The organism is Pseudarthrobacter sp. P1 (assembly GCF_050156935.1).
GTDB lineage: Bacteria > Actinomycetota > Actinomycetes > Actinomycetales > Micrococcaceae > Specibacter.
Genome location: NZ_CP189585.1, coordinates 18,141 through 41,124, shown reverse-complemented (window position 1 = coordinate 41,124; position 22,984 = coordinate 18,141). Strand labels below are relative to the sequence as shown.

Here is a 22,984-nt window from a genome sequence, read left to right as displayed (position 1 = left end):
AGTTTTCGGACAGCGGATTAGTGGTTTTTCTACGCTGCCGCGGCCGGCTGCTGGTAACTGTAGTGGACTTCATTCGGTCGCCGGTAATCGAGTGCCGAATGGCGTCTGCGGCTGTTGTCGAACCCCTCGATGTAGCGGATGATGTCACTACGGGCCCGGTCCTTCGTGGCGTACGTCGTGCGGTACACGCGCTCGTTTTTCAGGGCCGAGAAGAAAGTTTCTGCCTGGCTGTTGTCCCAGCAAATGCCGGTTTTCCCCATGGATGAACGCATCCCCAAGCTGGCGACCAGGGCCCTGAACGAGGCTGAGGTGTAAACGCTCCCGCGGTCTGAATGCCAGATCGCGTTCGGCTCGATTCGTGTCGTGGCTGCGGCGTTGCGCAGGGCCCGTTCCACTAGTTCGGAGCGCATGTGGTCATCGATGGCCCAACCAACGACTTTCTTGGAATAGCAGTCGATGACCGTGGCCAGGTAGATGAAGCCCTGCCACGTATGGATGTACGTGATGTCTCCGACGAATTTGATGCCAGGCCGGTCGGCGGTGAAGTCCCGGCGGACCAGGTCCGGCATTGCGGCTGCCGCTTCTGCATCGGCGACCGTGGCGGTCCTGAAGGGCCGCGGCTGGCACGGAACCAGGCCTTCTTGCCTCATGATTTGGCGCACCAGTTCCGGGGAACACTCGGTCTCCTGGGCCGACAGGTCGGCGTGGATCCGGCGGTACCCGTAGGTCCCCTCGGATTCCTCAAAGAAATGCCGTACACGGGCGGTCAGTGCCGTCCTGCGGGCTGCGGTGGCCGAGACCGGGCGGGAGCGCCAGTGGTAGAACCCCCGAGCGGGAGACCTCCAACCACCGGCACATCTTCAACACCGCCGGCGCCTTCTCGGTGGCCGCGTAGGAATCGATGAATTCATGCTTCGCCACTACCGTGGCTCCCGCACGAAGTATGCGGCCGCTTTTTTAGGAACGCGGCCTCCGCCTTCAGTTCCTGGTTCTCACGTTCCAGTTCCTTGAGCCGGGCACGTTCGGAGACGTTCAACTCCGCCTCCGTCTCAATGCCACCGTGGGCTTGCCTGTACTTCTTCAGCCAATTGCGCAACGTCTCGGCGCCCACGCCGTATTCGGTGGCGACGGATTTGATGGGCTTGGACGAGTCGATGACTTCGCGGCACAGTTCATCCTTGAATTCCTGACTAAACCTGCGACGGGTTGATGACATTCTGGTGATTCCTCATTCCGGTAGTCCCCATCATTTCAGGGGTACCACTGTCCGAAATCCCCAGAGCAGCCCACTACCACCGCATAGCCCCTGCACCCCGTTCAAACAACCCATCAACGAGGCTCACGATAACGAGACATCAAAGGAGGTTCACGCAATTCACCCGTCCGGTCTTGCCCTGCCTGTGGCCCCCGGATGGAACGGGGACCCTTGGGCTTGAACCCTGAGCTTCGCACCCCGCCGTTACCAGCGACGCACGTCAGAGCGGGCACGGATCAATGAGCACTGACCCGAAACTACACACCGACCAGAGACGGCCCTCCTATCTGCGAGTTCACTCGTCGCGTGCGACCTCGTGTCGCAACTTCTTCTTCGTGTCCACGCTGATCACCGGCTGCCCGGCTTTGATGTGGTCGGTGCTCTGGGCGTTCAAGTATCTGAACTGGGCGTCCCGGTCCTCGTGGGCGGCACCCTCGACCTGTTTCGCGTTGCCCTGCAGCGAGAAGCCCTGCTCGTGCAGCAGGTTCGATACGGTCCAGGTTGAGACGCGGTGGCCGGTGCGGGTGAGTTCTTCGGCCAACGTCCGCAAGGACTTGGTGGTCCAGCACAACGGTGGGATCGGGTCCCCGCGCTCCTCGGGCTCCACCATGGCCAGCAGTGCCTCAAGCAGCCCGGGGTCGGTCAAGGCACTGGGTTTGCGACCGCCCCCGGGCCGGCGGGTGCGGCCCAGCGGCGCGGTGCCCGCCTCAAGCTCCAGGACTCCGGTCATGGCGATTTAATGCTTTTAGGATTGAGCCCGGTTTTTGATGGTGTATTTGAGGATGAGATCGGTGCCGGGGTAGCGGGTTTCGGTGGCGGTGAGGTGCTCGCACAACTCGGCGGCGGCCGCGGTCTTGGCCTTGGTTGGCAGCGGATCCAGTCTGATGGTGAGGTGGCCGGGGGTGGTGGGGTCGATGTCGCCGGACTGGTTGAACAGTTGGCGCATGAGGGTGTGGGCTTCCTGGGTGGCGCGCCGGTAGCCGGTGTTGGTGCGGATCTCCCTCGCGATGGTCATCGCGGTGTTGTAGGCGGCCATCCGGATGCCGGTATGGATCAGCTTCACCTCGGTATCCAGGACCTGCTGGCCCGGGTTGAGTTCTCCGAGGCGGAGCGTGGCAGGGATTCCCTTGTGGGCCTTCTCGGCTGCGATCAGCGCGTTCTCCGCTTCCCGGAGTGGTGCCATGGCCTGGTTGTGCATGGCACTGGTGACCGTGACGATCAGTTCCTTGCTTCCTTCTGGCGGGGTTTTCAGCTCCAACAGGTTGATATCGGCGATGGCGGCGGCCTCGGCATGGGCATTCCTGGCGGCAACGACTTTTTGGTACGCCTTGGCCTTGGCCAGGTTCGGCACCATCCGGTCCTCGTCGTCCTCGGTGCTGGCGTAGGAGTCGTGGGAGTCAAGGTCGAAGTGCATGCGGGCGTAACGGAACTGGTTCTCCTGCCGCCACCGGTTCCCCATCCGATACACCACCTCCCCGGCGGGAAGGCCGCGATCGGTGGTGAGGATGTGGATTTGCCTCGTGCCCCCGCCGGTGGTGGCCACAACCCGGCTGAGCTGGCGGATCTGGAAGACCTCCCCGGTCGTCCTGGTGGCGTTCAGGGGAAGGTCAACGAGCGTGTCAGCCACTTTCCAGGTCTTCTCTTCACCATGATCGTGGGTGTGGGACACCTCGGCGAACAGCTCTTCCTTGATGTCTTCCGTGGCGCCTTTGCGCCAGGTCAGCACATCAAAACCCGAAGCGTCCATGTGTTTGAACAAGGCCGGTGACCGGCCGCCGCGGTCAAAACCAACCAGCACCCGCCGCTCGTCACCCACCGCTATACGTAGTTCGGGTAGGAGGTCGCGCAGTTCCGCGGCAAGGGATGCACCGGGGGCGGCCATGACGACGAACACGGGGGCGCCGTGGGCGCCGGTGACCCAGGTTTCCTCGGTCGCAGGGACCGGGAACTTCAACCTCGTGGAGTACCGCTTTCCGATCTTCTTGCGTCCCTGGTAGGCGCGCACATGCCCGTCAACATAGAGGACCGCGGCCAGGTTGTCCCCGCCCGGGCCCGTGCCGGCCAGGTGGTGGGCGGCCAGGGCGGCGATCAGTTCGGCGGCTTTGCCCGTCTCGGCGAGGTGGCTGATCCGGCGGCGGATGGTTTTCACTTCCGGGGCCCGGTCCAATCCCAACACCCGCCCAAGTTCTTCCGGGTCAAAACGCGTCGCGCCCTCGGCCCGGGCTTCCCCGGCCAAGGCCCGGAGCACGCTATCGATCAGGATCGTTTCCAGGCCGTAGAAACCATTCGGCAAGGACCCGTAGACATCCTTCGCGCAGGAGAGCAGGCCGGTGGTTTCCAAGGCGGGGAAGGCCAAGAACAGCCCGGCATGCCGGATGTGTGCTGCCGGGGCAAACACCGGGACCGCGCACCCGGGCAAGCCGGCGGCGGCACGCTCCGCAGCGCGGGGTGCCGGGGCCGGCCGGAGCGGCAGTTCAGGCTGCTGTGCTGGTGTTGGTTCCTGGGTTTCAGGTTCACCGGCGGCGGGTGTTTCCGCGGCGTTGGCGCCCTGCCCGGCAACGAGTTTCAGGGCGCGGCGGACACTGAACTCGGAGACTCCCACCGTCTCGCCGATGGTCCGCAGTGACTGGTTTTGTGCGCGTAGGGCCACGATGCGCTCGATCGTGGCAGTGACCAGCTGGGAGGGGCGCTTGGGGCCTTTCTTCTCCGCCACCAGGGCGGTAACACCACCGGTGGCTGCCAGCTGGACCCATTTCCACACCGCCACCGAGGAAACTCCGAAAGCTGCCGCGATCTGCGCCTGCGAGGCCGCGCCCAGACGCACCAATTTCACTGCCGCCCACCGGCGTGCCGCAGCATCTTCGGCATCCCACACGTCACAGAGCTGCCCGCGGATATAGACTTCCCCGCCCCGGTCGTTCTCCACCAAGGACACCGCCAAGCCCACCGGCACGGCAACAGGATCCATCGCCACCGGCAGGGGACGTTGAGCAGTCATGAAAACCATCATTTCACCCCTCGATAGACGATAAAATACTAACTCTGTTTTATCGCAAAACAGGTAAAATTAACATCCCCCAAGCCGCTCAAAACCCCCGAAAGTCAACGAACTTCCAAACCCGCCACCAGACCATGACCGGAGCCCTGAGCTCCGCAACACCCTTGGCCACGGTCACAGTGCTGATGCCGGCAGCCCGGGCCACGGCCGCTATCCCGCCATGGCCCAACGACCGGGCCTCGGCGGCCAGTGCCAAACGTCGCTGCCGTTCATCCAGATGCGGGAACAACGTCTGGAACTTCGCCTTCAACACTTCTTCGACACCCGCTGCAATGGCCATACCAAAACACTACGGCCAAACAGCGACACCCAAGGTTAATAACTCACGAGCCCTAACACCAGGACCTGCTTTAAAAGCCCCGTGCCCTTTCTGGCATTAGCCCGGGGTTTTCATCAGGGTTGGGCTGAGGGGTGTGTTTAAGACACGAAAAGGTGCTCTGACAAGGGAAAATAGGGGTGTCTACGCCGTTATTTCCGTGTCTTGAAGGAGCACCTTTTCGATGCATCAGCCTACCAAGGTCTTCCCGTCCCTCCCGGTCACTTTCACCGGCCAGTCGCTGGTCTCCCATGCCGGGGGACGGATCCTGACCTCATTCATCGACGCCCTCGGGTTCCGGGACCTGTGCGAGGACCGGCTCGGGCAGTTCGTCCCCGCGATGGCCTCACACCGGCCCGGGAGGCTGCTCGGGTCGCTGGCGGTGATGCTCGCCGCCGGCGGCGAGCACGCCTCGGACCTGGACATCCTGCGCGCCCAGCCCGGCGTGTTCGGCAACGTGCCCTCGAACGCAACAGTCTCCCGGTTCTTCGAACGCACCGTGAAGAACCCGGACGTCTTCGATTACGGCTTTTCGACCCTGGCCAAGGAACTGCGGACCCGGGCATGGGAAGCCGCAGGAGACCGCAGCCCGGCGGTGAAGGCGACGGCCGCGGACCCGCTGCTCATCGACCTCGACGCCACCTTGGTGACCTCGCACTCGGACAAGGAACAGGCCACCGGAAACTACAAGGGCGGGTTCGGATTCGCCCCGTTCACCGCCAGCCTCGATTACGGTGCCGGCAGCGGCACCGGGGAGGAACTCGCGGTACTGTTGCGTCACGGCGGGGCCACGGCGAACAACGCCGAGGACCACATCCGCATCTTCGAGGCCGCCATCGCCGTCCTGCCCGACTCCCTCTACGGTGGGACCGGGGAACTGGACGGGGAGAAGATCCTGGTCCGCACCGACAGCGCCGGCGCGTCCCGGAAGTTCCTCTGGTACCTGCATTCGCGGGGCGTGCAGTTCTCCGCCTCGTACCCGGTGCCGGTCGGCAAGGCCCACATGATCGACTGGATCAACGACAAGAAATACTGGCAACCGGCCCTGGACCAGGACGGGGTCGAACGCGATGACGCCTGGGTCATCAACGCCACGCAGGTGATCCCGCTCGATGACTACCCGCCGGGGACGAAGATCTTCCTGCGCGCCGAACCGCTGCACCCCGGCGCGACACCGACCCTGCTCGACATCGACGGTCACCGTGTGACAGCGTTTCTGACGAACTCCCCGCGCTGGCACGGACCTTTTCTGGATGCCCGGCACCGGGCCCGCGGCCGGGCCGAGAACCGCATCAAAACCCTAAAGAACACCGGGCTCGGAAAGCTCCCCTTCTTCGATTTCGCTGCCAACCAGGCCTGGGCCAACCTCGCGGTCCTGGCCGCGAACCTGGTCTCCTGGCTCCAGCTCACCGCCCTGCCCGACGGCCACAAAGCACGGGGCTGGGACATCAAACGCTGGCGCTACCGGCTCTTCGCCACCGCCGGGAAAATCATCACCCGCGCCCGCCGGAACCACCTGCTGCTGCCCGCCGCCGCGCCGGAGCAACCCCTGATCAGCGCCCTGCTCGATGAACCGCACTGGGTTTGGTGGAGACTCCAACCTCACAGGGAGAATAGAGTCATGGCCAGTGGCAAGAAGTTTGACGAGGAAACCAAGGCCCGTGTGGTGCGCCTGTACCTGGAGCGACGGGGCGAAATGCCTGCCGAGTCAGGGGCTGCTTCGAGGCGGCATGTCAGTGGGTTGGTGGGGATCAGCGAGCAGTCCATGAGGCCCTGGATTGCCCAGCATGAGATCGAAAACGGCACCCGGGCCGGGTCAACAATCGCCGAAAGCGAAGAGGTCAAGAAGCTGCGCCGGGAGAACGCCGAACTGCGCCGGGCCAATTCCATTTTGAAGGCGGCCTCGGCTTTCTTCGCGGCCGAGATCGACCGGCCACACACCAGATAGTTGCCTTCATTGCGGCCCACAAGGGGCGTAAAGACACCAAAGGCCTGCGATGGGGCGTCGAACCAATCTGCACCGTGCTCACCGAGCACGGCTGCAAAATTGCCCCCTCGACCTACTACGCGGCGACCCGCCGCGGCCCGTCCAAACGGGCGGTCTCGGACCAGTTGATGACCGACGTCATCCAGACCATTCATGCCGCCAATTTCTCAGTGTATGGAGTGCATAAAATGTGGAAGAAACTCCTCCGTGACGGCCACCGTGTCGGCCGCGACCAGGTCGCCCGGCTCATGCGCCGTGCCGGGTTGTACGGGGTGTTGCGCGGCGGGCGCAAGACGTTCACCACGCGCCGGGACGACACGGCGGCCCGGTTCCCGGACCGGGTCAACCGCCGCTGGGACACAGGCGTCCCGGACCGGATCTGGGTCGCCGATTTCACGTACGTATGGACCTACGCAGGGTTCTGTTATGTGTCGTTCGTCACGGATGCCGCATCGCGGCGGATCCTGGGCTGGAAGGTCTCCACGTCCAAGGAGACGGTCTTGGTCACCGACGCCCTGGCGCAGGCGCTCTCGGTGCGCAGGAGGACGCTGACGGGGTTCACCCCGGAGGGGCTCATCCACCACTCGGATGCCGGCAGCCAGTACACCTCCGTGATGCTCACGGACCAGCTCGCCGCCGCCGGGATGGCAGGCTCCATCGGCACCGTGGGTGACGCGTACGACAACGCCCTGATGGAGTCAACAATCGGTCTGTACAAGACCGAGCTGATCGACCGGAACAGGCGCACGACATGGAAATCATGCCAGCAGGTCGAGACCGAAACGGCGCGCTGGGTCACCTGGTACAACTCCGAACGGTTGCATACCGGGATCGGCGACATCCCGCCAATGGAATATGAAACCAACCATCAAAAAGCGTGTATTCTGTCATCGCAGACTGCATAAACCGAGTCTCTACAAAACCCAGTGCGGTTCACGAAGCCATTGAACGGATCGCCGCAGCCGCGAACCGCCCCGCGGTCCTCCTGCGGGCCTGACACCGCAACCCCCCGTCAACCAACGAGCAGGAAAGAAGAACACCAACGGGAACAGTGGAAGCCCGCGCACAGCCCGGCGCCCCCGGGTCCATCAGCCACACCCGAAATCCGATTCAGCCCGCCGGGACGGCAAAACCCGCACCCAACGCCCCGACCGCCGTCCGATGAAAAATCCGGGTTAGGACTTACTCATCTAGTGCCGATGGCGGTGTCATACCCTCGATGAAGAGAATACGTTTGGTGCAGACGGCCTACTACCATCATCACCGTCGGGAGTCCTCTGCACGAGGGCCATCCTGCCGCATGAAATGGTACAGACGACTTAAGAAAATGACACCTGCGCCGCAACGGCTGGCGCGGCACCGGACCGGTCCCGTACTCGCGTGCAGGAAACCGCGGTTTCCTGCACGCACTCTGCTCACTGGGGCCCGCCGCCGGGGCCGGCTTACATTCCTATTCGGCAACGGCTCAGCATCCTGGAGGTATTGCTACGAGGCAAAATCCTGGTGGCAGAGGAACCCCTTTAGACGCCGGCCTTGATCAGAAGTGCATCAACCATCATGAAGAACTGACCGCGGTGATCGATCGCCTCCGGGGCGGTCATGCATTGAATGGCCGCCCCGTCGAAGATCATAAGAAAGCACCTAACCAGCGTATCGAAACTTATGTGGCATTGCTCGCCACGGATTTTGGCTGCGGAAGAGAATATATTTCCCAGCTCTACTTCATAGGCGGGATAAATTTTCGCGGCCAGCGGGCTGACAGCGACGTTGCGAGTTGCCCACAGGATGAGTTCGATCTCAGCAAGTATGCTTGCGGGCTCCTCCTCTAGTGCACGCCAGTAGCCTTCGGCCACTTGCTCCACAGCCTTACGAAGTCCAAAATGCTCCGGGACATCGCTGGAAAAGCGGCGTAAGTTCTTAAACCAAGCCTCGGCGGCCGCCTCCATAAGCTCTTCTTTATTGCTAAAGCAATAATGTGCCGTAGCCAATGGGGCATTAGCCTCTTTGGCTATAGCCCGAATAGTCGCAGCCTGAATGCCCTCACGACGCATAATTTCAATGGTCGCTGTAATCAATTGTTCTTTTCGGTCTTCTGAGGATACCCGCATAGCAAACACTCCAGTCTTCCGGTTCCGGCCCGACAGGGCGATTTCCTTACAGCAAGACTATTGCTTGGGCCATCGAGAAGGTTACTCTCTTCACCTTGAGCGGTTGTAACTGCTCAGCTGGTTTGCGGCGCGCCTCGTTGACTTGAGGACGCGGCTGGTGATGCTGGTGGTGTGAGCTTGTTGCCATCGTACGAGGAACTTGCTGCTGAGAATGCCCAGCTGCGATCCATTGTGGCCGAGATGCAGGAGTCGCACCGGGCACAGGTGGCCGAGTTGCAGCGACTCAATCAGGCGCTGATGGAGCGGGTGGCGGTGTTGGAGTCCCGGCTGGGGCAGGCGCCGCGTAATTCGCACAAACCACCCGGCAGCGAGGGCTACGAGAAACCGGCACCGCGATCCCGGCGGGAGCGCACGGATCGTTCCCCGGGCGGGCAGCCCGGCCATGACGGCCACACCCTAGCCCAGGTTGCGTCCCCGGATGAGGTCCTCGTCCATGTACCGGCGGCGTGTGCCGGCTGCGGCAAATCCCTGGCTGGCGCGCCGGTCGTCTCCACCGAGGCCCGGCAGGTCTTCGACCTGCCCCGGATCGCGCTGCGGGTGGTGGAGCACCGGATTGAGCACCGCCGCTGCGGGTGCGGGCGGGTCACGATGGCCGAGGCCCCGACCGGGATCGGAGCACCGGCCCAGTACGGGCCCCGGGTGCGCGGGCTGGCCACCTACCTGCTGGCGGCCCAGTATCTTCCCTTGGAACGCACCGCGGTGCTGCTCACCGAACTGGTCGGCGCCCCGATCAGCCAGGGGTCCTTGGCCCGCTGGTACGCGGACGCGGCCGCCGGCCTGGATGGCTTCGATCGGGTTCTTCGTGATGGACTCTGCGGCGCACCGGTGCTCGGGGCGGATGAGACCGGCATCCGGGTCGGTGGTTCCCTGGCCTGGGTGCACGCGGCCCGCACCGATGCCCTGACCCGATACACCGTCTCGCCCAGACGCGGGTTTGAGGCCATGACCGAGGCCGGAGTGCTCCCGGCCCTGTCTGCGGAAACCGTGCTCGTCACGGATTTCTGGGCCCCGTACTGGCGTTTTGATGTCACCCATGCGGTGTGCGGGGCGCACCTGGGACGTGAACTGGTTGCCGCCGCCGAGGTCGCCGGGCAACAGGACTGGGCCGTGCCACTGGACAGGTTATTGGCCGAGATCAACCGCACCACGAACCGTGCCCGCGAGATGGGTGCGGACGGCTTCGCCCCCGCCCTGCTGGCCACCTACTGGCGCCGCTACAACGGCCTTATCGTCGCCGGGTGGGCGGCCAACCCCGACGACCACCCCGGGAAGCACGCCAAACGCAGACCCAAACACGTGAACCTGCTTGACAGGTTGGACACCCACCGTGAGGAGGTCCTCCGGTTCGCCACGGACCTGCGCGTGCCGTTCACCAACAACGGCTCCGAACAAGACATCCGGCCACTGAAGATCAGGATGAAGATCGCCGGCGGGCTGCGCACCGCGGCCGGGGCCGAGGCGTTCTGCCAGCTGCGCTCCTACCTCTCCACGGCCCGCAAGCAAGGCCAATCCGCGTTCGCCGCCATGGCCATGCTCCACAACGGCAACCCCTGGACGCCCGCCATTGCCGGCTAAATCTGTTGACGCCGACCTAAAACCAACTGTAACTATGGTTCCTTGAGGCCGTTGAGCAGCGGGGCGTTGGGAGCCGCGTTGTGGGCCCTTCACTGTTGCCGCCCCCGGGCGAGCACGCGGATTAGTTTCCCTTTTCCCATGCGGCCCCCACGGGGGGCCACCCAGGTAATAAGCGGTGTGTGCAGCAGGGAGATGAGGGTGGCCATGTTGGTCGAATCACGGGACGAGGAACAGATCATTGCCAGGGTCGCCGGCCTGGATATCGGCAAGGCCGAGCTGGTTTGTTGTGTGCGGATCCCCTCGGCGGGGGCTCCGCAGAAACGGTTGCAGGAGGTGTCCACGCAGTCGACGATGACCCGCTCGCTGGCAGAACTGGCGAACCACCTGGTGGACCTGGGGATCGAGCGGGTCGTGATGGAGGCGACCAGCGATTACTGGAAGCCCGTGTACTACCTGCTGGAGGCCCACGGCCTGCAGCCCTGGGTCGTGAACGCCCGGGACGTCAAACACCTGCCCGGCCGGCCCAAGACCGGCGTGTTCGACGCGGTCTGGCTGTGCAAGGTCGCCGAACGGCAGATGCTGCGCCCCAGCTTCGTCCCGCCGTTGGAGATCCGGCAGTTGCGGGACCTGACCCGGTACCGGACCGACCTGGTCGGGACACGGACGGCGGAGAAGAACCGGGTCGAAAAGCTTCTCGAGGACGCGTGCATCAAACTCTCCTCCGTCGCCTCGGACATCTTCGGGGTCTCCGGGCGGGAAATGATGGCCGCGCTCATCAACGGGGAACGGGACCCGAGGGTCCTGGCACAGATGGCGCACACCCGGATGCGGACGAAGATCACCGAGCTCGAAGAGGCGTTCACCGGGTTCGTCGATGACCACCACCGGTTCCTGCTGGCGCGGATGCTGGACCGGGTCGACGGCATCGAGACCGATATCGCCGCCATCGATGAGCAGATCGGGGCCGCACTGGCCCCGTTCACCGCCCAGTCGGCGGTCCTGGATGAGATACCGGGCATCGGCCCGGTCGCAGCCGCCGCGATCATTGCCGAAATAGGGGTCGACATGACCCGGTTCCCCACCTCGGGGCACCTGTGTTCCTGGGCGAAGTTTTCCCCCGGCATCAGCTCCTCGGCGGGCAAGATCACCGGCCACGGCTCGACCGGGCACGGCAACGGCTACCTGGCCCGGGCCCTCGGCGAGGCCGCCGTCGCCGCCGGCAAAACCCACACGTTCCTGGGCGAACGCTACCGCCGGATCGCCCGGCGGCGGGGCAAGTCCCGGGCGATCGTCGCGGTCGGCCGCTCCATTCTCACCATCATCTGGCACCTGCTGCAAAGCCCCCTGGCACATTTCATCGATCTCGGTGCCGGCTACTTCACCAGGAACCTCAACCCGCAGACCAGGACACTCACCCACATCCACCAACTCGAAGCCCTCGGCTACACCGTCACCCTCGCCGCCTGACCCCGCCCAACCTGACATCCACCACCGCCGGCACACCAATGTCCCGGCGCAGTCTCGGCGCGCGGCCGGCATACCAGTGCCGGTAGCTGTGTACAAAGTATTGAGACCCGGTGTCCACGAAGAGGTGAGATTCACTGTCCACGATGTAGCGAGATTACACACCAACAATGCAGACGTGCGCTACCGCCCGAGGCTATGCGCCAAGTGCATATTTTCCTCGTCTTTGGATACGAGGAGGTCTCGTGGCGGGGCGTGGATTCGCAGGGATTTGCACGGGAAGGCGTGGTGGGGTCCTGCCAACTCGTGGCAGGGCCCCGTTTTCAGCGGGACGGCTGTGGTGTCATCGGAGCGTGTATTTGACCAGGGCCTGCTTTTCGATCAGTTCCCAATCCAGGTCGACGCCTAGGCCAGGCTTGTCCGATGCCCTTACGAGTCCGTTGGCATCTATGCGAATCACGTCTAGCGCCGCGTACTCCATTGGCTCCAATGGCATGGCCTGTTCAAAGTATCGGCAATTGGGGAACGCGAGCATGAGGTGGAGGTTTGCGGCCTGGGAGAGGGTATAGCCCCATGACTGCAATTCGACATTCATAGAGTGTGCTTGGGCGGCAGACATGATGCGTTGGGCTCCGGTGATTCCACCGGCGAGGGTTGCATCGATTCGGGCGTGGTCCCAGCTTCCCATGGACATGCCGGCCTGAACCAGGCCCAGCGTCACCAGCTCATTTCCGGCCGGGATGATTTCAATGTCCAGCTTGCTGCGCAGCCAGCGATAGCCTTCCAAATCGTTGTCGGGGAGGGGTGCCTCGAACCAGATGTATCCGAGTTCTTCTAGCCGGCGGCCGACACGCAGGGCGTCCTGGCGGGTGTAGCGGCCTTCAACATCGAGCATCCAGGCAATATCCAGCCCGCCGAATTTTTCCGCGACGGCGTTGACCAACTCGAGGTCCTTGTCGGGGTAGCACCAGGTGTGGAATTTGATGGCTTGGTAGCCCTGGGCCAGATACTGGGTGACCATGTCCAGGTATTCCTCAATGGTCTCGAGAAAGGGGGTGCTCGCATAGGCGGGAATTTCATCGCGATGGCCGCCCAGCAGTTGGTACAGGGGCACATCGAACGTCTTGCCGGCCAAGTCCCACAAGGCGATGTCCAGCGGCGCCAGGGAAAAAGGCAGCATGGAGGCGCACCTGTTGGACATCACCTCGTGGAGGTATCCCCGGTTGAGCGCATTCTGGCCGATGAGGGCGCTTCCAACATGTTCGATGGCCCTTCCCAAGGCCGTGTCCACCCCGCCTTCGGTCCAGGAGATGGCCCCTCCGACGCCGAACGCGTCGCCCGAGTTGATGCGCACCACCGTGTTGGTGATCTGTAGCTCGTCGTAGTGGGCCGACGTCCTGTACCTTGCCTCGGGATTTGCCAGGACAAACACGTCCACCGAGTCGATCCTCAGGGACTTCATACAGGGCTTCCCACGGACATTTCCACCCGATATTTCGCAATGAGGTCCTCATCCAGGTCAACGCCAAGACCGGGTACATCCGGTACCGGGACCTTGCCGTCGACCAAGGTGATGGGGTTGGTGACCAGTTCCAGGGACAGGGGACTGGTGCTTTGGGAGAACTCGATGAGGTCTCCGCCCGGGATGCTGGCCAAAAACTGCACGGTGGCGGCCATGAGGATGCCGGTGCTGAAACCATGGGGGACAAGCTCGGTGCTAAAGCCCGTGGCGATGCCGTGGATTTTCCGGATCTCGCTGATACCCCCGCACCGGGTGATGTCGGGCTGGATGATGTCGGGTCGTGAGTCGCGGATGAATTCGGAAAATTCAGCCACCGTCGAGAGGCCTTCGCCGCCGGATATCCGGGTCCCTGAGTTTTCCGCCAACCGGCGCAGCCCCAGATGGTCATCGCTAGGCAGCGGCTCCTCGATCCAGTCCAGGTTGAATTCTCCCATCCGCTCGCACTGTGTCTTGGCGTAGCGGTAGTTCTTCCACTGGTACACCAGGTCGATGGCGAGCCCGGTGTCCTCGCCTGCTGTGTCACGGACAACCCGCATGACCTCATGGTCATGGTCCGGGTCGGTGCCGAACAGCCCTCCACCCAGCTTTAGGGCGGTGAATCCGGACTCGAGAAGCCCCTCGACAAGCTTTTTATTTTCAGCTGGCCTGTCCTTGGGAATGAAGGTGCCGTAGGCGGCAATCTCGTCGCGGACCTTGCCGCCCAGAAGCGTATGGATCGGCACCCCGTAGTGCTGGGAAGCGATATCCCACAAGGCGATGTCGATCGCGCTGATGGCATGGATCGCTGCCCCGCGCCGGCCCATGTAGGAGGACTCGTGGTACATCTTCCGCCATAGCCGGTCAATGTCCAGGGGGTTTTCCCCCAGCAGGATTTCCCGCAGTCCACGACTTGTCGAATGCGACGATGGGGTTTCGACCATGGCCTTGAGTACGGCCGGGGCACTGTCGGATTCGCCAATGCCGGTCAGCCCGGTGTCGGTGTGGACCTTGACCAGAAAGGCGTCCTCGCCCCATTCGCATCTCTCACTGAATGTGGGTACCCGCAACCAGATTGCCTCGACGTCGATAATCTTCATGGTTAGACCAATCCCTTCGGGGCCACTGTTACGTCTGACCGGTTGGCACTGACAGGGCGCAGCAGCCCCGTTTTCATGTCGATGCGGTTTGAGTCTTCCCGCAGCCAGCGGATGAGTCCCCAGACTTGCACGACCAGCAAGAAGAGGAAGGGCACTGCCGTCAAGGTCAATCCTGTCTTCAGCGTGCCCAGGTCGGCGTTGATGGCCAGCATGGCCATCGGAACGGCAGCCAACATGACCACCCAGAACAGGCGGAGACTGCGTGCCGGATCGGTACCGTGCGGCAGGTTCCGGGTGCTGACGGCAGCGACGGTGAACGAGGTGGCGTCCATGTGCGAGGCGAGGAAGACTAGCATGATCAGGAAGTACACAATGGAGAAGAACCCCCCGAAGGGCAGGGTGTTCAGCAGCTCGGCGACCGCAGTGTCGCCGCCCTTGCCAGCCAGGACCTGTGGGGCGTTGACCGTCCCGTGGTTCATCTGGTGGATGGCGTAGCTGGAGAGAATGCCGAAGAAGAACATGGTGCCTGCACATCCACCCACCATCAGGCCAAGGACGGTCTGTCGGATGGTGCGTCCCTTGGAGACGCGGGTGATGAAGATGGCGACGCCGGGGAGATAGGAAATCCAGTAGAGCCAGTAGAAGACTGTCCAGTCGCGTGCGAACGAGCCGCCGCCGTTCGGGTCGGTGAACAGGCTCATGTGGAGGAAGTTTTGGGCCTCCAGCCCGGCGGCGTTCACGACATTGCCCATGATGAATTCGGACGGGCCAATCAGGAACACCACGGCGGCAAAAACGAAGGCGGCCACGATCGCGGTTTTGGCCAGTTTCTGCAATCCCTTGTCGATGCCAACGAAGGAGCTCAGTCCGTACACCACGGTGGACACGGTGAGGATGAGGGCCTTCAGCCAGAAGGCGTTCTCAATGCCCAGCAGCCCGGCGACCCCGGCGGAGACGGTGTTGACCGTCACAGTGACGGTCAGGATCAGTCCGCCAAAGGTGCCAAAGAGGAACAGCAGGTCAATGATGCGCCCGCCGACGCCGTCGGCCTTGACCTTCTTGGTCACAGCCTCGATGTTGCCCGCGTAGCTGAGGCGCTTGCCCTTCCGGACGTGGAAGTAGTAGGCCATTGAAATCCCAGCGACGACGTACATGGCCCACGGGATGGGACCCCAATGGAAGAAGGTGTAGGACATGCTCACATCCAGGGCCTCGCGGGACTCCGGTTGAATATTCAGTCCGGGCGTTTGGTAGTAGTACGCCCATTCCATGAAGGCCCAATACATGGTGGCTGATCCCAGGCCTGCGGCAATGAACATGAAAAGCCAGCTGGAGGTCGAATACGCGGGCTTGCCTTCCCCGAGCTTGATTCGTCCGAACTTGGAGACGGCCAGAAGGACTGCCAGCAGGAAGCACCCCAAGCCGAGGACCTGAACGGGCGCCCCGAAAATCCGGGTGGATCCGTCAAACAGGGCGCTTGCCGAGGACTGCGCCTGGCTGGGCCACAGCAGCAGGGCGGTCACGACAATCGCAACCACGATGATCGCACCAATGACGAGTACCTTATCGACGCGAGGTCTCGGTGGTTGCATGCTGCTTTGCGCCGTGTTGGCGGCCTCTGTCTCAATCATCCTGGCTCCTTTGTCAGTGAAAATTTTTGTGGGGGTGCAGCTAGTGGGTTTCATCGAGCAATCCCAGATGGGGTGTATTCGTTTCGATGATGTGGGATTCGATGGCGGCGACGCTGGCAGGTACGTCTCCCGTTCGAAACACGTCAACAAGGTGCCTGTGGTCTTCGAGGAATTCCGCGAGGGCGCCGGTACGTCCTGTTTGGAGGGCGAAATGCATCCTGATGCGCGGATGGATGGAGTCCCAAATGCCGCGCGCGGAGTCGGTCGGACAGGCGTCGACAATGATCGCGTGGAACTGCATGTCGGCCTCGTTGAACGCTTCGATGTCCTTGTGATGAATCGCTTGTTCCATCGCGGCCAGGACGCGCTCAAAGGATTCAAACGTGTCCGCGTCGAAAAGCGGCATGCCCTCCTTGAGCGCATACTGCTCAATGTGGATGCGTATGGGGAGGAGCAGCCCGGCTACCTCGGTACGGGAAATTGAGGCCACCTCGGAACCCTTGTACGGTGTCGAGACGATGAGTCCCTGCAGTTCCAACACCAACATGGTTTCCCGCACCACCGCGCGGCTTACTCCGTACTCATCCGCAAGGTCCTGCTCAGTGAGGCGGAAATGGGGCGGAAGGGCCCCTGCCAGAATCTTCCGGCGAAGCTCCGTGGCAAGGCGGTCCTTCATCGAGATTCTCTCCAACTTGCCCATGACACAAACCCTTCAAACGAAAACAGTCGATTGTCGACAGTCTACCATAAGTGACTTTTCTTACACTTTTACGGCCATTCGCCCCATTCGTGACCTTTCGAATCCAGAAGTTTCAGAGTTCCCATAACGTGGGCAGCTGCTCATCGTCCAGGGACTAGCCGGTGTGCGCCCCTTGGCCGGGGCCGGCTCAGGTGGCGGGGGACTTCTCTTCAAAGGCCTCCGTGATTTTTGCCAAGGGCAGGGAGTCTGACGTATCGGTGGCAGAGATCAGGGTGACCGTGGAGGTGGCCTTGGGGTCGGCGATATGGAGGTAGATCTGTCCCGGTATGGCGACCGCGCGCATGGAATCGGGCACGCCGGCGATGCTCAGATGGGCGGCAACCGGGGGCAGAATGGTGGAACTTGACGGCTTCCTGTGGGATGTCGAAGTCCGCTCCGACGGCATGCGGCAGCGCAGAAATGTGGTCAAAGAGCGATGACGTGCGGCTTCGTGGAAAGGCGATGAATGCCTCGCCCTTGAAATCGTTCAGGGCGACATGGGTCCGGGTGGCCGGCCGGTGGCCGGAAGCCACGGCAACTACCAGGGGCTCGTGCAGGAGCACTGTGGCACTTATCCCCGGAACTGTGCGCGCAGGTGCCCGACCAGGCCGGGGACAATGGATATGGCTGCCGACGAAACAAAGTCCAGCCGCAGCCAGCCCCGTTCCCGGTTCTTGGGATGCGTCAGCGCCGAATCCATGACGGCGTATTGGGCCACGACGGGCGGGCTGCAATCAGCCATGCCTCCAGCGTGGCACCATCCCAAACACCGTCAACCTTTACGGCCACAGCACTAGCTCGAGTCGTGAAGCGCCATTCCGTTTTTCGACTGACAGGGTCCTGGCCGGTCCAGCTCTCTCAAGTGAATGGCAGAACGTACCTGGGACTGACTACTGGTACAGGTGCATATTCGATTTCGAACTATTCGTGCCCTGCGCGACAACGCTGTAGGACCAGGCCCGCTCAACGTTTTAGCGGACACGGCCCTTGAGTGAGGTCCGGGGAACGTGGCTCACGGGCGGGGAGATCGCGAGGTTGGGGCATACCTCAACCTGACGTCAGGATGGAATTTTTCTGCAGTGTCAAGTTAGGGTGACTTTCGGGTTTTCTTGACACCTAGAGTTCGGGGTCTTAGAGGTCAACCTGACAGTCGAAGGTTCTGGTTGAAGGGTGGTGGTCCATGTGACGGGTCAGCGCATCGGGTATGTACGGGTGAGTACGCTGGACCAGCGCACCGGGCGCCAGCTCGAGGGTGTTCAACTGGACAGGATCTTCACCGACAAGGCCTCGGGCAAGGATACGAAGCGCCCGCAGCTCGAGGAGCTCCTGCGCTTCCTCCGGGACGGGGACACCCTCCTCGTGCACAGCATGGACCGGCTCGCCCGAAACCTGGATGACCTCCGGTCGCTGGTGCAAAGGCTCACCGCCAAGGGTGTGCGGGTCGAGTTCCTCAAGGAACACCTGGTGTTTACGGGGGAGGATTCCCCGCTGGCACAGCTGATGCTCTCCGTCATGGGCGCCTTCGCCGAGTTCGAGCGGGCGCTGATCGGGGAACGCCAGCGCGAAGGCATCGCCTTGGCCAAGGCCCGGGGTGCCTACCGCGGGCGCAGGAAAGCACTCTCGCCCGAGAAGGCAGCCGAGCTGCGCAAGCGGGCCGGCGCGGGGGAGCAGAAGACCGGCCTAGCCCCAATGCCGTTTACTTAGATGGTTTGTGTTAATGTTTCGGGATGGCGCGTAGTGGATGGGTGACCCCGGAGGGTCCCGAGCGGTTGAGCGACCACGTTTCTCTTGGTGTGTTGACGCGGGTTTTCCCGGCCGAGGTGGTGGACGCGGTGATCGGGCGGACGGGGGCCCTGGAGCAGCGGAACCGGTTGCTGCCGTCCCGGTTGATGGTCTATTACGTCATGGCGCTGGCGTTGTTCTCCACCGGTTCCTACGAGGAAGTCATGCGGTCGTTGCTGGCCGGGATGGAGTGGCTGAGCGGCCGGTTCCGTGAGTGGACGATGCCGACGAAGGCAGCGATCTACAAGGCGAGGACCCGGCTCGGCCCCGCGGTGATGGTGGAGTTGTTCGCCGAGGTCGCGAAGCCATTCGCAGCCCCGGGAGGGGCCGGGTTCTACAAGGAATGGCGGCTGGTGTCCGTGGACGGGACCACCCTGGATCTTGCCGACACCCCGGCGAACGAGCGCGCCTACGGCCGGCCGGGGACAAACACGGACTTCAAGAGCGCCTTCCCGCAGGCGAGGGTGCTGGGCCTGGTCGAATGCGGCACCCACGCGGTTTTCTCCGCGGTGGCCTCCCGTTGCGACACCTCCGAGCACGACCTGTATCCGGCCCTGCTCGCGGACCTGGCCAAGGACATGCTGGCCATGGCCGACCGCGGGTTCTTCTCCTATACGGCGTGGAAAGACAGTGCCGCCACGGGGGCGGCTTTGCTGTGGCGGATGAAAGCCAACAGCGCCCTGCCGCCGCTGGAGGACTACCCCGACGGCTCCTACCTCTCAAAGGTATATTCGTCCGGCAAGGACCGGGCCAAGGACAGCAACGGGATCCCGGTCCGCGTCATCGAATACGAAGCCACCACCGGGGCCAAGGCCACCATGGGGAACGAGGCCCTTGCCGGGGATGACGTGAGCAAGTTCCTGTTGATCACCACGATCCTGGACCCGGCCACCGCACCGGCCGACGACCTGGCCGGCCTCTATGCCCGCCGCTGGGAAATAGAATCCAGCTTCGATGAACTCAAAACCCACCAGCGCGGCCCCGGCATCGTGCTCCGGTCCAAAACACCCGACGGGGTGCTCCAGGAAATCTACGGCCATCTCTGTGCGCACTACGCGATCCGGTCCCTCATCGGCACCGTCGCGGCAGAATTCGACGAAGACCACCTGCGCTTCTCTTTCACAAGGACCCTCCGGGCAGCACGGCGTTCCCTCGCCGCGCGCCCGGCTTTTTCCCCCTCACACACTGGCTGAAGCCTTCACCATCTTCTGCCGGGAAATCCTCCACGAACTCCTGCCCCCACGCCGGCAACGCACCAACCCCCGCGCCGTCAAACGCAAAATGTCCAACTGGCCACTCAAGAAAACCCGCAAAATTACAAAGTAAACGGCATTGGGCCTAGCCCGCGAATTTGGCATCCGCCGGGAAACCCTCTACCAGTACCTCAAAGTAGACACCACTGAGCCGCCGAAGTAGCCGCAGCCGAGTCAACTAAAGCCGGGGCAGTCCCTCTCCTCGACAACGAGACGCTCGGAAAACGATCGGCGCAATCAGTCATCAACATCCTTCAATCATCAAGGCGTTGCGATGACCGCTTGAACCTGCCGGAACGGTCAATCCAAAATGCCGTCTACGGTCAGTTTAAAGTTGCAGCTAACAGCAGACGCCTACGGAAGAGTGATGGTTTGTGCGCGGGACTCTTGAGCAGAATGGGGTTCCGTGCAGAGGACTTCTGAAACCTTCGTGTGAACACTCGTCTGCACAACCCGGAATTCCGCGGGTGCCTGTGCAATCGAATTCTGAAAACGACAGATTTTTCGGGGTGGGGGAGTGGCCGGAAGGTGGCGCGGTGGGGGACCGGCTTACGCGGCGCCGAAACCGCCAAATCGAGCTGTGAAGGAACCGTCATTTTGAACCGATAGTCACAACCCGGGCGGCCGGCTAGATGCGCTCTGGTTCCTGGCATCGTTCGTGGGTCTCCCCGTAGGGGACGTCTCGGCTGACGGCGACGGTGTTGGTGGTGTGGTTGTGCCAGGTGGCCAGGATGCCGTGCCGGCGCTCCTGCATGGCCTTCTCACTGTCGCGGTCGGACCCGTTTGTGGTCTGGAAAGAATCCGTGCTCGAGGCCCCAGAGGATGGCGTTGGAGCGGTTGGTGACATCAATGCGGCGGTAGCAGCTACGGATGAACGTCTTGACGGTGTTGACTGATAGCTGGGTCCTCTCGGCGATCTCGGCGTTGCTGAGGCCTTGGGTGATGAGTGCGAGCACTTCAGCCTCCCGTTGGGTCAGGCCCTCTTCACGGCCAGGCCAGTCACCGAGGCTCGTTTTCGCCTGGCCGCCGGGTGCGTGGAAAACCTGGCCTTCGCCCCGGTGAATGTCGTGGAGCGCGCGGACCAGGCGGGCCGCGGGAAGACCTTTCGACAGATACCCACTGGCTCCGTTGGCCAGCGCAGCCTTGACCCGGGTTTCCTCGAGGTCCCACGAATAGACAACCACCTTGCCGGCAAGGGGATTTGTTGCCAGTTCGTGCACGTCCTCTCGGTCTCCCGGGGTCGCTGCAAACGTATCGTAGAGGGTGATATCTACGGGCTTGTCCACATTGCGATTGAGGTCGAGTTCGACGACCTCCAGGGTATTCCCGTAGGACCGGAGCATCATCTCCAGCCCCCGAAGCACGATTTCATAGTCATCCACCAGTGCGATGCGAAGGCATTCCATTCCCTCACTATAGGGCACGCATTTTCACCCCTAGGGGTGAAGAAGTTCACCCTTAGGGGAACTAGGCTACGGGGATGAATTCAACCCAACCCACGGACGGTGTCGCGCCGGAGGATGATGACCTCGGCCAGGCAACCGTTCGGGAACTGATCGTGCAACTGGCCCTGTCCGAGGACGAGCACAGAAACGCCGCCAACCCCGGACGGATCGCGGCCCTAGCCCGGCGCGAGCAAGCCATTGTGGCGGCCCTGCACCGGAACCAACTCGCACCCAAATTCCCGGGCACCCCAAACCCCCCGAGGCCATTGACAGCCCCCTGCTCCCCTGAAGACCTGGCGGTCCAGAAATGAGGGCTACGGCCACACAACAAGCCATACCGTCTCTGGCCTGCCCCGCTCTTGCCCGGTCATCGACGGGAATGAAGTCAATGGCACGAAAGGTGGTTGTCAGTGATGCCGGCGCCCAGATCCATGGATACGTTGTTTCCCGCGAGGGGGCCCGGGTACGCGTGGTGTGGGCTGTAGCCTCCGGCCGGCACCGCCACAGGACGTTCGGTGCCGGGGCGGTTTTCCCTCCAGGCAAAGACTGCCGCTGGGATGGATACCTCATCCCTGTTGAGCGGCTCGGTGTCATCGGCCAGGCTGCCCGCTGAGCCCGCCGGACGGACTCGACTGGAAGTACGCGCGGAGCCACAGACCGGGATCCCGGGAAAGGATGTGGCGGCAATGAACGGCAACGCCAGAGCATCTGCCCTTTTGTGCGGCCCGAATCCCGGCACGGCTGTGCAGGATTCAGTTGCCCGAGCCATCGCGCCTGAGCATGCTCCTTCCGGCCTCCCGCTCTCGTCGGGACCCGCAATTGCAGAACCTGGCGAGAGCGTTGAACAGCTAGTGCTCCAGTTCCTGAGGGTAGCCGACGCCATCTCGCGCCGCTACCGCGCCCCGGGCTGCGAGGCCGAGGACTTGCAACAGGTAGCCAGGCTCGGGCTTGTGAAGGCTGCCAGGGGGTATCGCGAGTCAAGGGGCCATGGCTTCATGGCCTATGCAGTGCCGACCATCACCGGGGAACTCAAACGATATCTCAGGGACCACTCCTGGGTGGTGCGGCCACCCCGGCCCATCCAGGAAGTACGGCTCACGATCAGGCAAGTGCGCCCCGAACTCACCCAGCGACTGGGACGTGACCCCTCACCTGCCGAACTGAGTTCGGCGGCGGGCATATCGGTTATGGACACCGCCCAGGCCCTGCTCGCGGAGGCGGCCATGGTCGCCCAACAGATCGAGCACAATGACCCGCCGGAGCGGGTCGAGGGCCGAGGTCTTGGCGTCATCCTGGCCGAAGAGGACCCCGGGTATGAACGCATCGACCAAGAGCAATCCCTGGAAGCCGCCCTCTCCGACGCGAGCGAGGAAGACAGGCGGCTGCTCCATCTACGCTTTGTCCAAGAGATGTCGCAGGGGCAGATCGCCCTGGAATTCGGTGTCAGCCAAATGCAGATTTCCCGGCTGCTCAAGCAGTTGCTCGACCGTCTCGGGCGCCGCCTCACCGAGCCCCGGGAAATGGTGGAGGGCACCACTGGATAAGGCAGGGGGGCGGGCCCGTCCACATTTTCCGGGAAGATAAGGTACGGTGCGGAAATTCCGCCCTCGATTCACCGGCACACCCCCTAGCCCGGGGTTTTCATCAGGGTTGGGCTGAGGGGTGTGTTTAAGACACGAAAAGGTGCTCTGACAAGGGAAAATAGGGGTGTCT

At 62.9% G+C, this 22,984-nt stretch carries 15 protein-coding genes and 7 pseudogenes; 8 read left to right on the top strand and 14 right to left on the bottom strand.

Going from position 1 to position 22,984, the window contains the following annotated elements; all coding sequences use genetic code 11:
* Window positions 1-29: 29 nt before the first annotated feature.
* The 4 genes and pseudogenes from ACQCSX_RS21055 to ACQCSX_RS21040 form a co-directional block, all read right to left on the bottom strand.
* A pseudogene (locus tag ACQCSX_RS21055) lies at window positions 30-1,216 on the bottom strand (IS3 family transposase).
* A gap of 364 nt (window positions 1,217-1,580) precedes the next feature.
* Window positions 1,581-1,979, bottom strand: a pseudogene (locus ACQCSX_RS21050) (ISAzo13-like element transposase-related protein); the annotation flags it as partial.
* Window positions 1,980-2,000: 21 nt separating this feature from the next.
* On the bottom strand, window positions 2,001-4,253 hold the full coding sequence (locus tag ACQCSX_RS21045) for a putative transposase (RefSeq protein WP_427016419.1): 2,253 nt from the start codon (window positions 4,251-4,253) through the stop codon (window positions 2,001-2,003).
* A gap of 142 nt (window positions 4,254-4,395) precedes the next feature.
* Window positions 4,396-4,593 (bottom strand): annotated as a pseudogene (locus tag ACQCSX_RS21040) (ISAzo13 family transposase); the annotation flags it as partial.
* A gap of 220 nt (window positions 4,594-4,813) precedes the next feature.
* Between ACQCSX_RS21040 and ACQCSX_RS21035 the strand changes: the two are divergent.
* From ACQCSX_RS21035 to ACQCSX_RS21025, 3 pseudogenes are all read left to right on the top strand, one after another.
* Window positions 4,814-6,193, top strand: a pseudogene (locus tag ACQCSX_RS21035) (IS1380 family transposase); the annotation flags it as partial.
* Window positions 6,194-6,250: 57 nt separating this feature from the next.
* Window positions 6,251-7,521 (top strand): annotated as a pseudogene (locus ACQCSX_RS21030) (IS3 family transposase).
* A 429-nt stretch (window positions 7,522-7,950) separates the two neighbouring features.
* Window positions 7,951-8,055 (top strand): annotated as a pseudogene (locus ACQCSX_RS21025) (DUF3151 family protein); the annotation flags it as partial.
* Window positions 8,056-8,136: 81 nt separating this feature from the next.
* On the opposite strand, the gene ACQCSX_RS21020 reads toward ACQCSX_RS21025, so the two are convergent.
* The gene (locus tag ACQCSX_RS21020) at window positions 8,137-8,724 is read right to left on the bottom strand and encodes a TetR/AcrR family transcriptional regulator (protein WP_427019271.1); all 588 of its coding nucleotides are present in this window, start codon (window positions 8,722-8,724) and stop codon (window positions 8,137-8,139) included.
* 171 nt (window positions 8,725-8,895) lie between these two features.
* On the opposite strand from ACQCSX_RS21020, the gene tnpC reads away from it, so the two are divergent.
* On the top strand, window positions 8,896-10,359 hold the full coding sequence (gene tnpC / locus ACQCSX_RS21015; RefSeq protein ID WP_427019222.1) for an IS66 family transposase: 1,464 nt from the start codon (window positions 8,896-8,898) through the stop codon (window positions 10,357-10,359).
* A gap of 204 nt (window positions 10,360-10,563) precedes the next feature.
* Window positions 10,564-11,826, top strand: a complete 1,263-nt coding sequence (locus ACQCSX_RS21010) for an IS110 family transposase (RefSeq protein ID WP_427019221.1) — start codon at window positions 10,564-10,566, stop codon at window positions 11,824-11,826.
* 340 nt (window positions 11,827-12,166) lie between these two features.
* Here the strand turns inward: ACQCSX_RS21010 and ACQCSX_RS21005 are convergent, their stop codons facing one another.
* The 7 genes and pseudogenes from ACQCSX_RS21005 to ACQCSX_RS20975 all read right to left on the bottom strand — a co-directional run bounded on the left by ACQCSX_RS21005 (window position 12,167) and on the right by ACQCSX_RS20975 (window position 17,533).
* Window positions 12,167-13,261, bottom strand: a complete 1,095-nt coding sequence (locus ACQCSX_RS21005) for an enolase C-terminal domain-like protein (protein ID WP_427019220.1) — start codon at window positions 13,259-13,261, stop codon at window positions 12,167-12,169.
* Window positions 13,262-13,281: 20 nt separating this feature from the next.
* Window positions 13,282-14,421 carry a mandelate racemase/muconate lactonizing enzyme family protein gene (locus tag ACQCSX_RS21000; RefSeq protein ID WP_427019219.1) on the bottom strand — a complete coding sequence of 380 codons (1,140 nt, stop codon included), beginning with the start codon at window positions 14,419-14,421 and terminating at the stop codon, window positions 13,282-13,284.
* Window positions 14,422-14,423: 2 nt separating this feature from the next.
* Window positions 14,424-16,052, bottom strand: a complete 1,629-nt coding sequence (locus ACQCSX_RS20995; protein ID WP_427019218.1) for a BCCT family transporter — start codon at window positions 16,050-16,052, stop codon at window positions 14,424-14,426.
* Between the two features lie 40 nt (window positions 16,053-16,092).
* Window positions 16,093-16,752 (bottom strand): GntR family transcriptional regulator, encoded by a 660-nt coding sequence (locus tag ACQCSX_RS20990; protein WP_427019217.1) that lies wholly within the window; start codon window positions 16,750-16,752, stop codon window positions 16,093-16,095.
* Window positions 16,753-16,939: 187 nt separating this feature from the next.
* A complete protein-coding gene (locus ACQCSX_RS20985) occupies window positions 16,940-17,107 on the bottom strand; it encodes a hypothetical protein (protein ID WP_427019283.1) in 168 nt (55 codons plus the stop codon).
* 115 nt (window positions 17,108-17,222) lie between these two features.
* Window positions 17,223-17,324: pseudogene (locus ACQCSX_RS20980) on the bottom strand (hypothetical protein); the annotation flags it as partial.
* 38 nt (window positions 17,325-17,362) lie between these two features.
* Window positions 17,363-17,533: a hypothetical protein gene (locus tag ACQCSX_RS20975; RefSeq protein WP_427019216.1), complete on the bottom strand. Its 171-nt coding sequence runs from the start codon at window positions 17,531-17,533 to the stop codon at window positions 17,363-17,365.
* 440 nt (window positions 17,534-17,973) lie between these two features.
* On the opposite strand from ACQCSX_RS20975, the gene ACQCSX_RS20970 reads away from it, so the two are divergent.
* Window positions 17,974-18,495 (top strand): recombinase family protein, encoded by a 522-nt coding sequence (locus ACQCSX_RS20970; RefSeq protein ID WP_427019215.1) that lies wholly within the window; start codon window positions 17,974-17,976, stop codon window positions 18,493-18,495.
* A gap of 23 nt (window positions 18,496-18,518) precedes the next feature.
* Complete coding sequence (locus ACQCSX_RS20965) at window positions 18,519-19,766, top strand: IS4 family transposase (protein WP_427019214.1); 1,248 nt, start codon at window positions 18,519-18,521, stop codon at window positions 19,764-19,766.
* Between the two features lie 688 nt (window positions 19,767-20,454).
* Here ACQCSX_RS20965 and ACQCSX_RS20960 read toward each other — a convergent pair.
* On the bottom strand, window positions 20,455-20,580 hold the full coding sequence (locus ACQCSX_RS20960; RefSeq protein WP_427019213.1) for a hypothetical protein: 126 nt from the start codon (window positions 20,578-20,580) through the stop codon (window positions 20,455-20,457).
* Window positions 20,581-20,587: 7 nt separating this feature from the next.
* A complete protein-coding gene (locus ACQCSX_RS20955; RefSeq protein WP_427019212.1) occupies window positions 20,588-21,208 on the bottom strand; it encodes a DNA-binding response regulator in 621 nt (206 codons plus the stop codon).
* A gap of 620 nt (window positions 21,209-21,828) precedes the next feature.
* On the opposite strand from ACQCSX_RS20955, the gene ACQCSX_RS20950 reads away from it, so the two are divergent.
* On the top strand, window positions 21,829-22,815 hold the full coding sequence (locus ACQCSX_RS20950; protein WP_427019211.1) for a sigma-70 family RNA polymerase sigma factor: 987 nt from the start codon (window positions 21,829-21,831) through the stop codon (window positions 22,813-22,815).
* Window positions 22,816-22,984 lie beyond the last annotated feature (169 nt).

Bases quoted from the DNA above. Each gene is read 5' to 3' on its own strand.
- ACQCSX_RS21045 (WP_427016419.1), bottom strand. From the start codon at position 4,253: ATGACTGCTCAACGTCCCCTGCCGGTGGCGATGGATCCTGTTGCCGTG.
- ACQCSX_RS21020 (WP_427019271.1), bottom strand. From the start codon at position 8,724: ATGCGGGTATCCTCAGAAGACCGAAAAGAACAATTGATTACAGCGACC.
- ACQCSX_RS21010 (WP_427019221.1), top strand. From the start codon at position 10,564: ATGTTGGTCGAATCACGGGACGAGGAACAGATCATTGCCAGGGTCGCC.
- ACQCSX_RS21000 (WP_427019219.1), bottom strand. From the start codon at position 14,421: ATGAAGATTATCGACGTCGAGGCAATCTGGTTGCGGGTACCCACATTC.
- ACQCSX_RS20995 (WP_427019218.1), bottom strand. From the start codon at position 16,052: ATGATTGAGACAGAGGCCGCCAACACGGCGCAAAGCAGCATGCAACCA.
- ACQCSX_RS20990 (WP_427019217.1), bottom strand. From the start codon at position 16,752: ATGGGCAAGTTGGAGAGAATCTCGATGAAGGACCGCCTTGCCACGGAG.
- ACQCSX_RS20975 (WP_427019216.1), bottom strand. From the start codon at position 17,533: ATGGCTGATTGCAGCCCGCCCGTCGTGGCCCAATACGCCGTCATGGAT.
- ACQCSX_RS20965 (WP_427019214.1), top strand. From the start codon at position 18,519: ATGGCGCGTAGTGGATGGGTGACCCCGGAGGGTCCCGAGCGGTTGAGC.
- ACQCSX_RS20960 (WP_427019213.1), bottom strand. From the start codon at position 20,580: ATGCAGGAGCGCCGGCACGGCATCCTGGCCACCTGGCACAACCACACC.
- ACQCSX_RS20950 (WP_427019211.1), top strand. From the start codon at position 21,829: ATGGATACCTCATCCCTGTTGAGCGGCTCGGTGTCATCGGCCAGGCTG.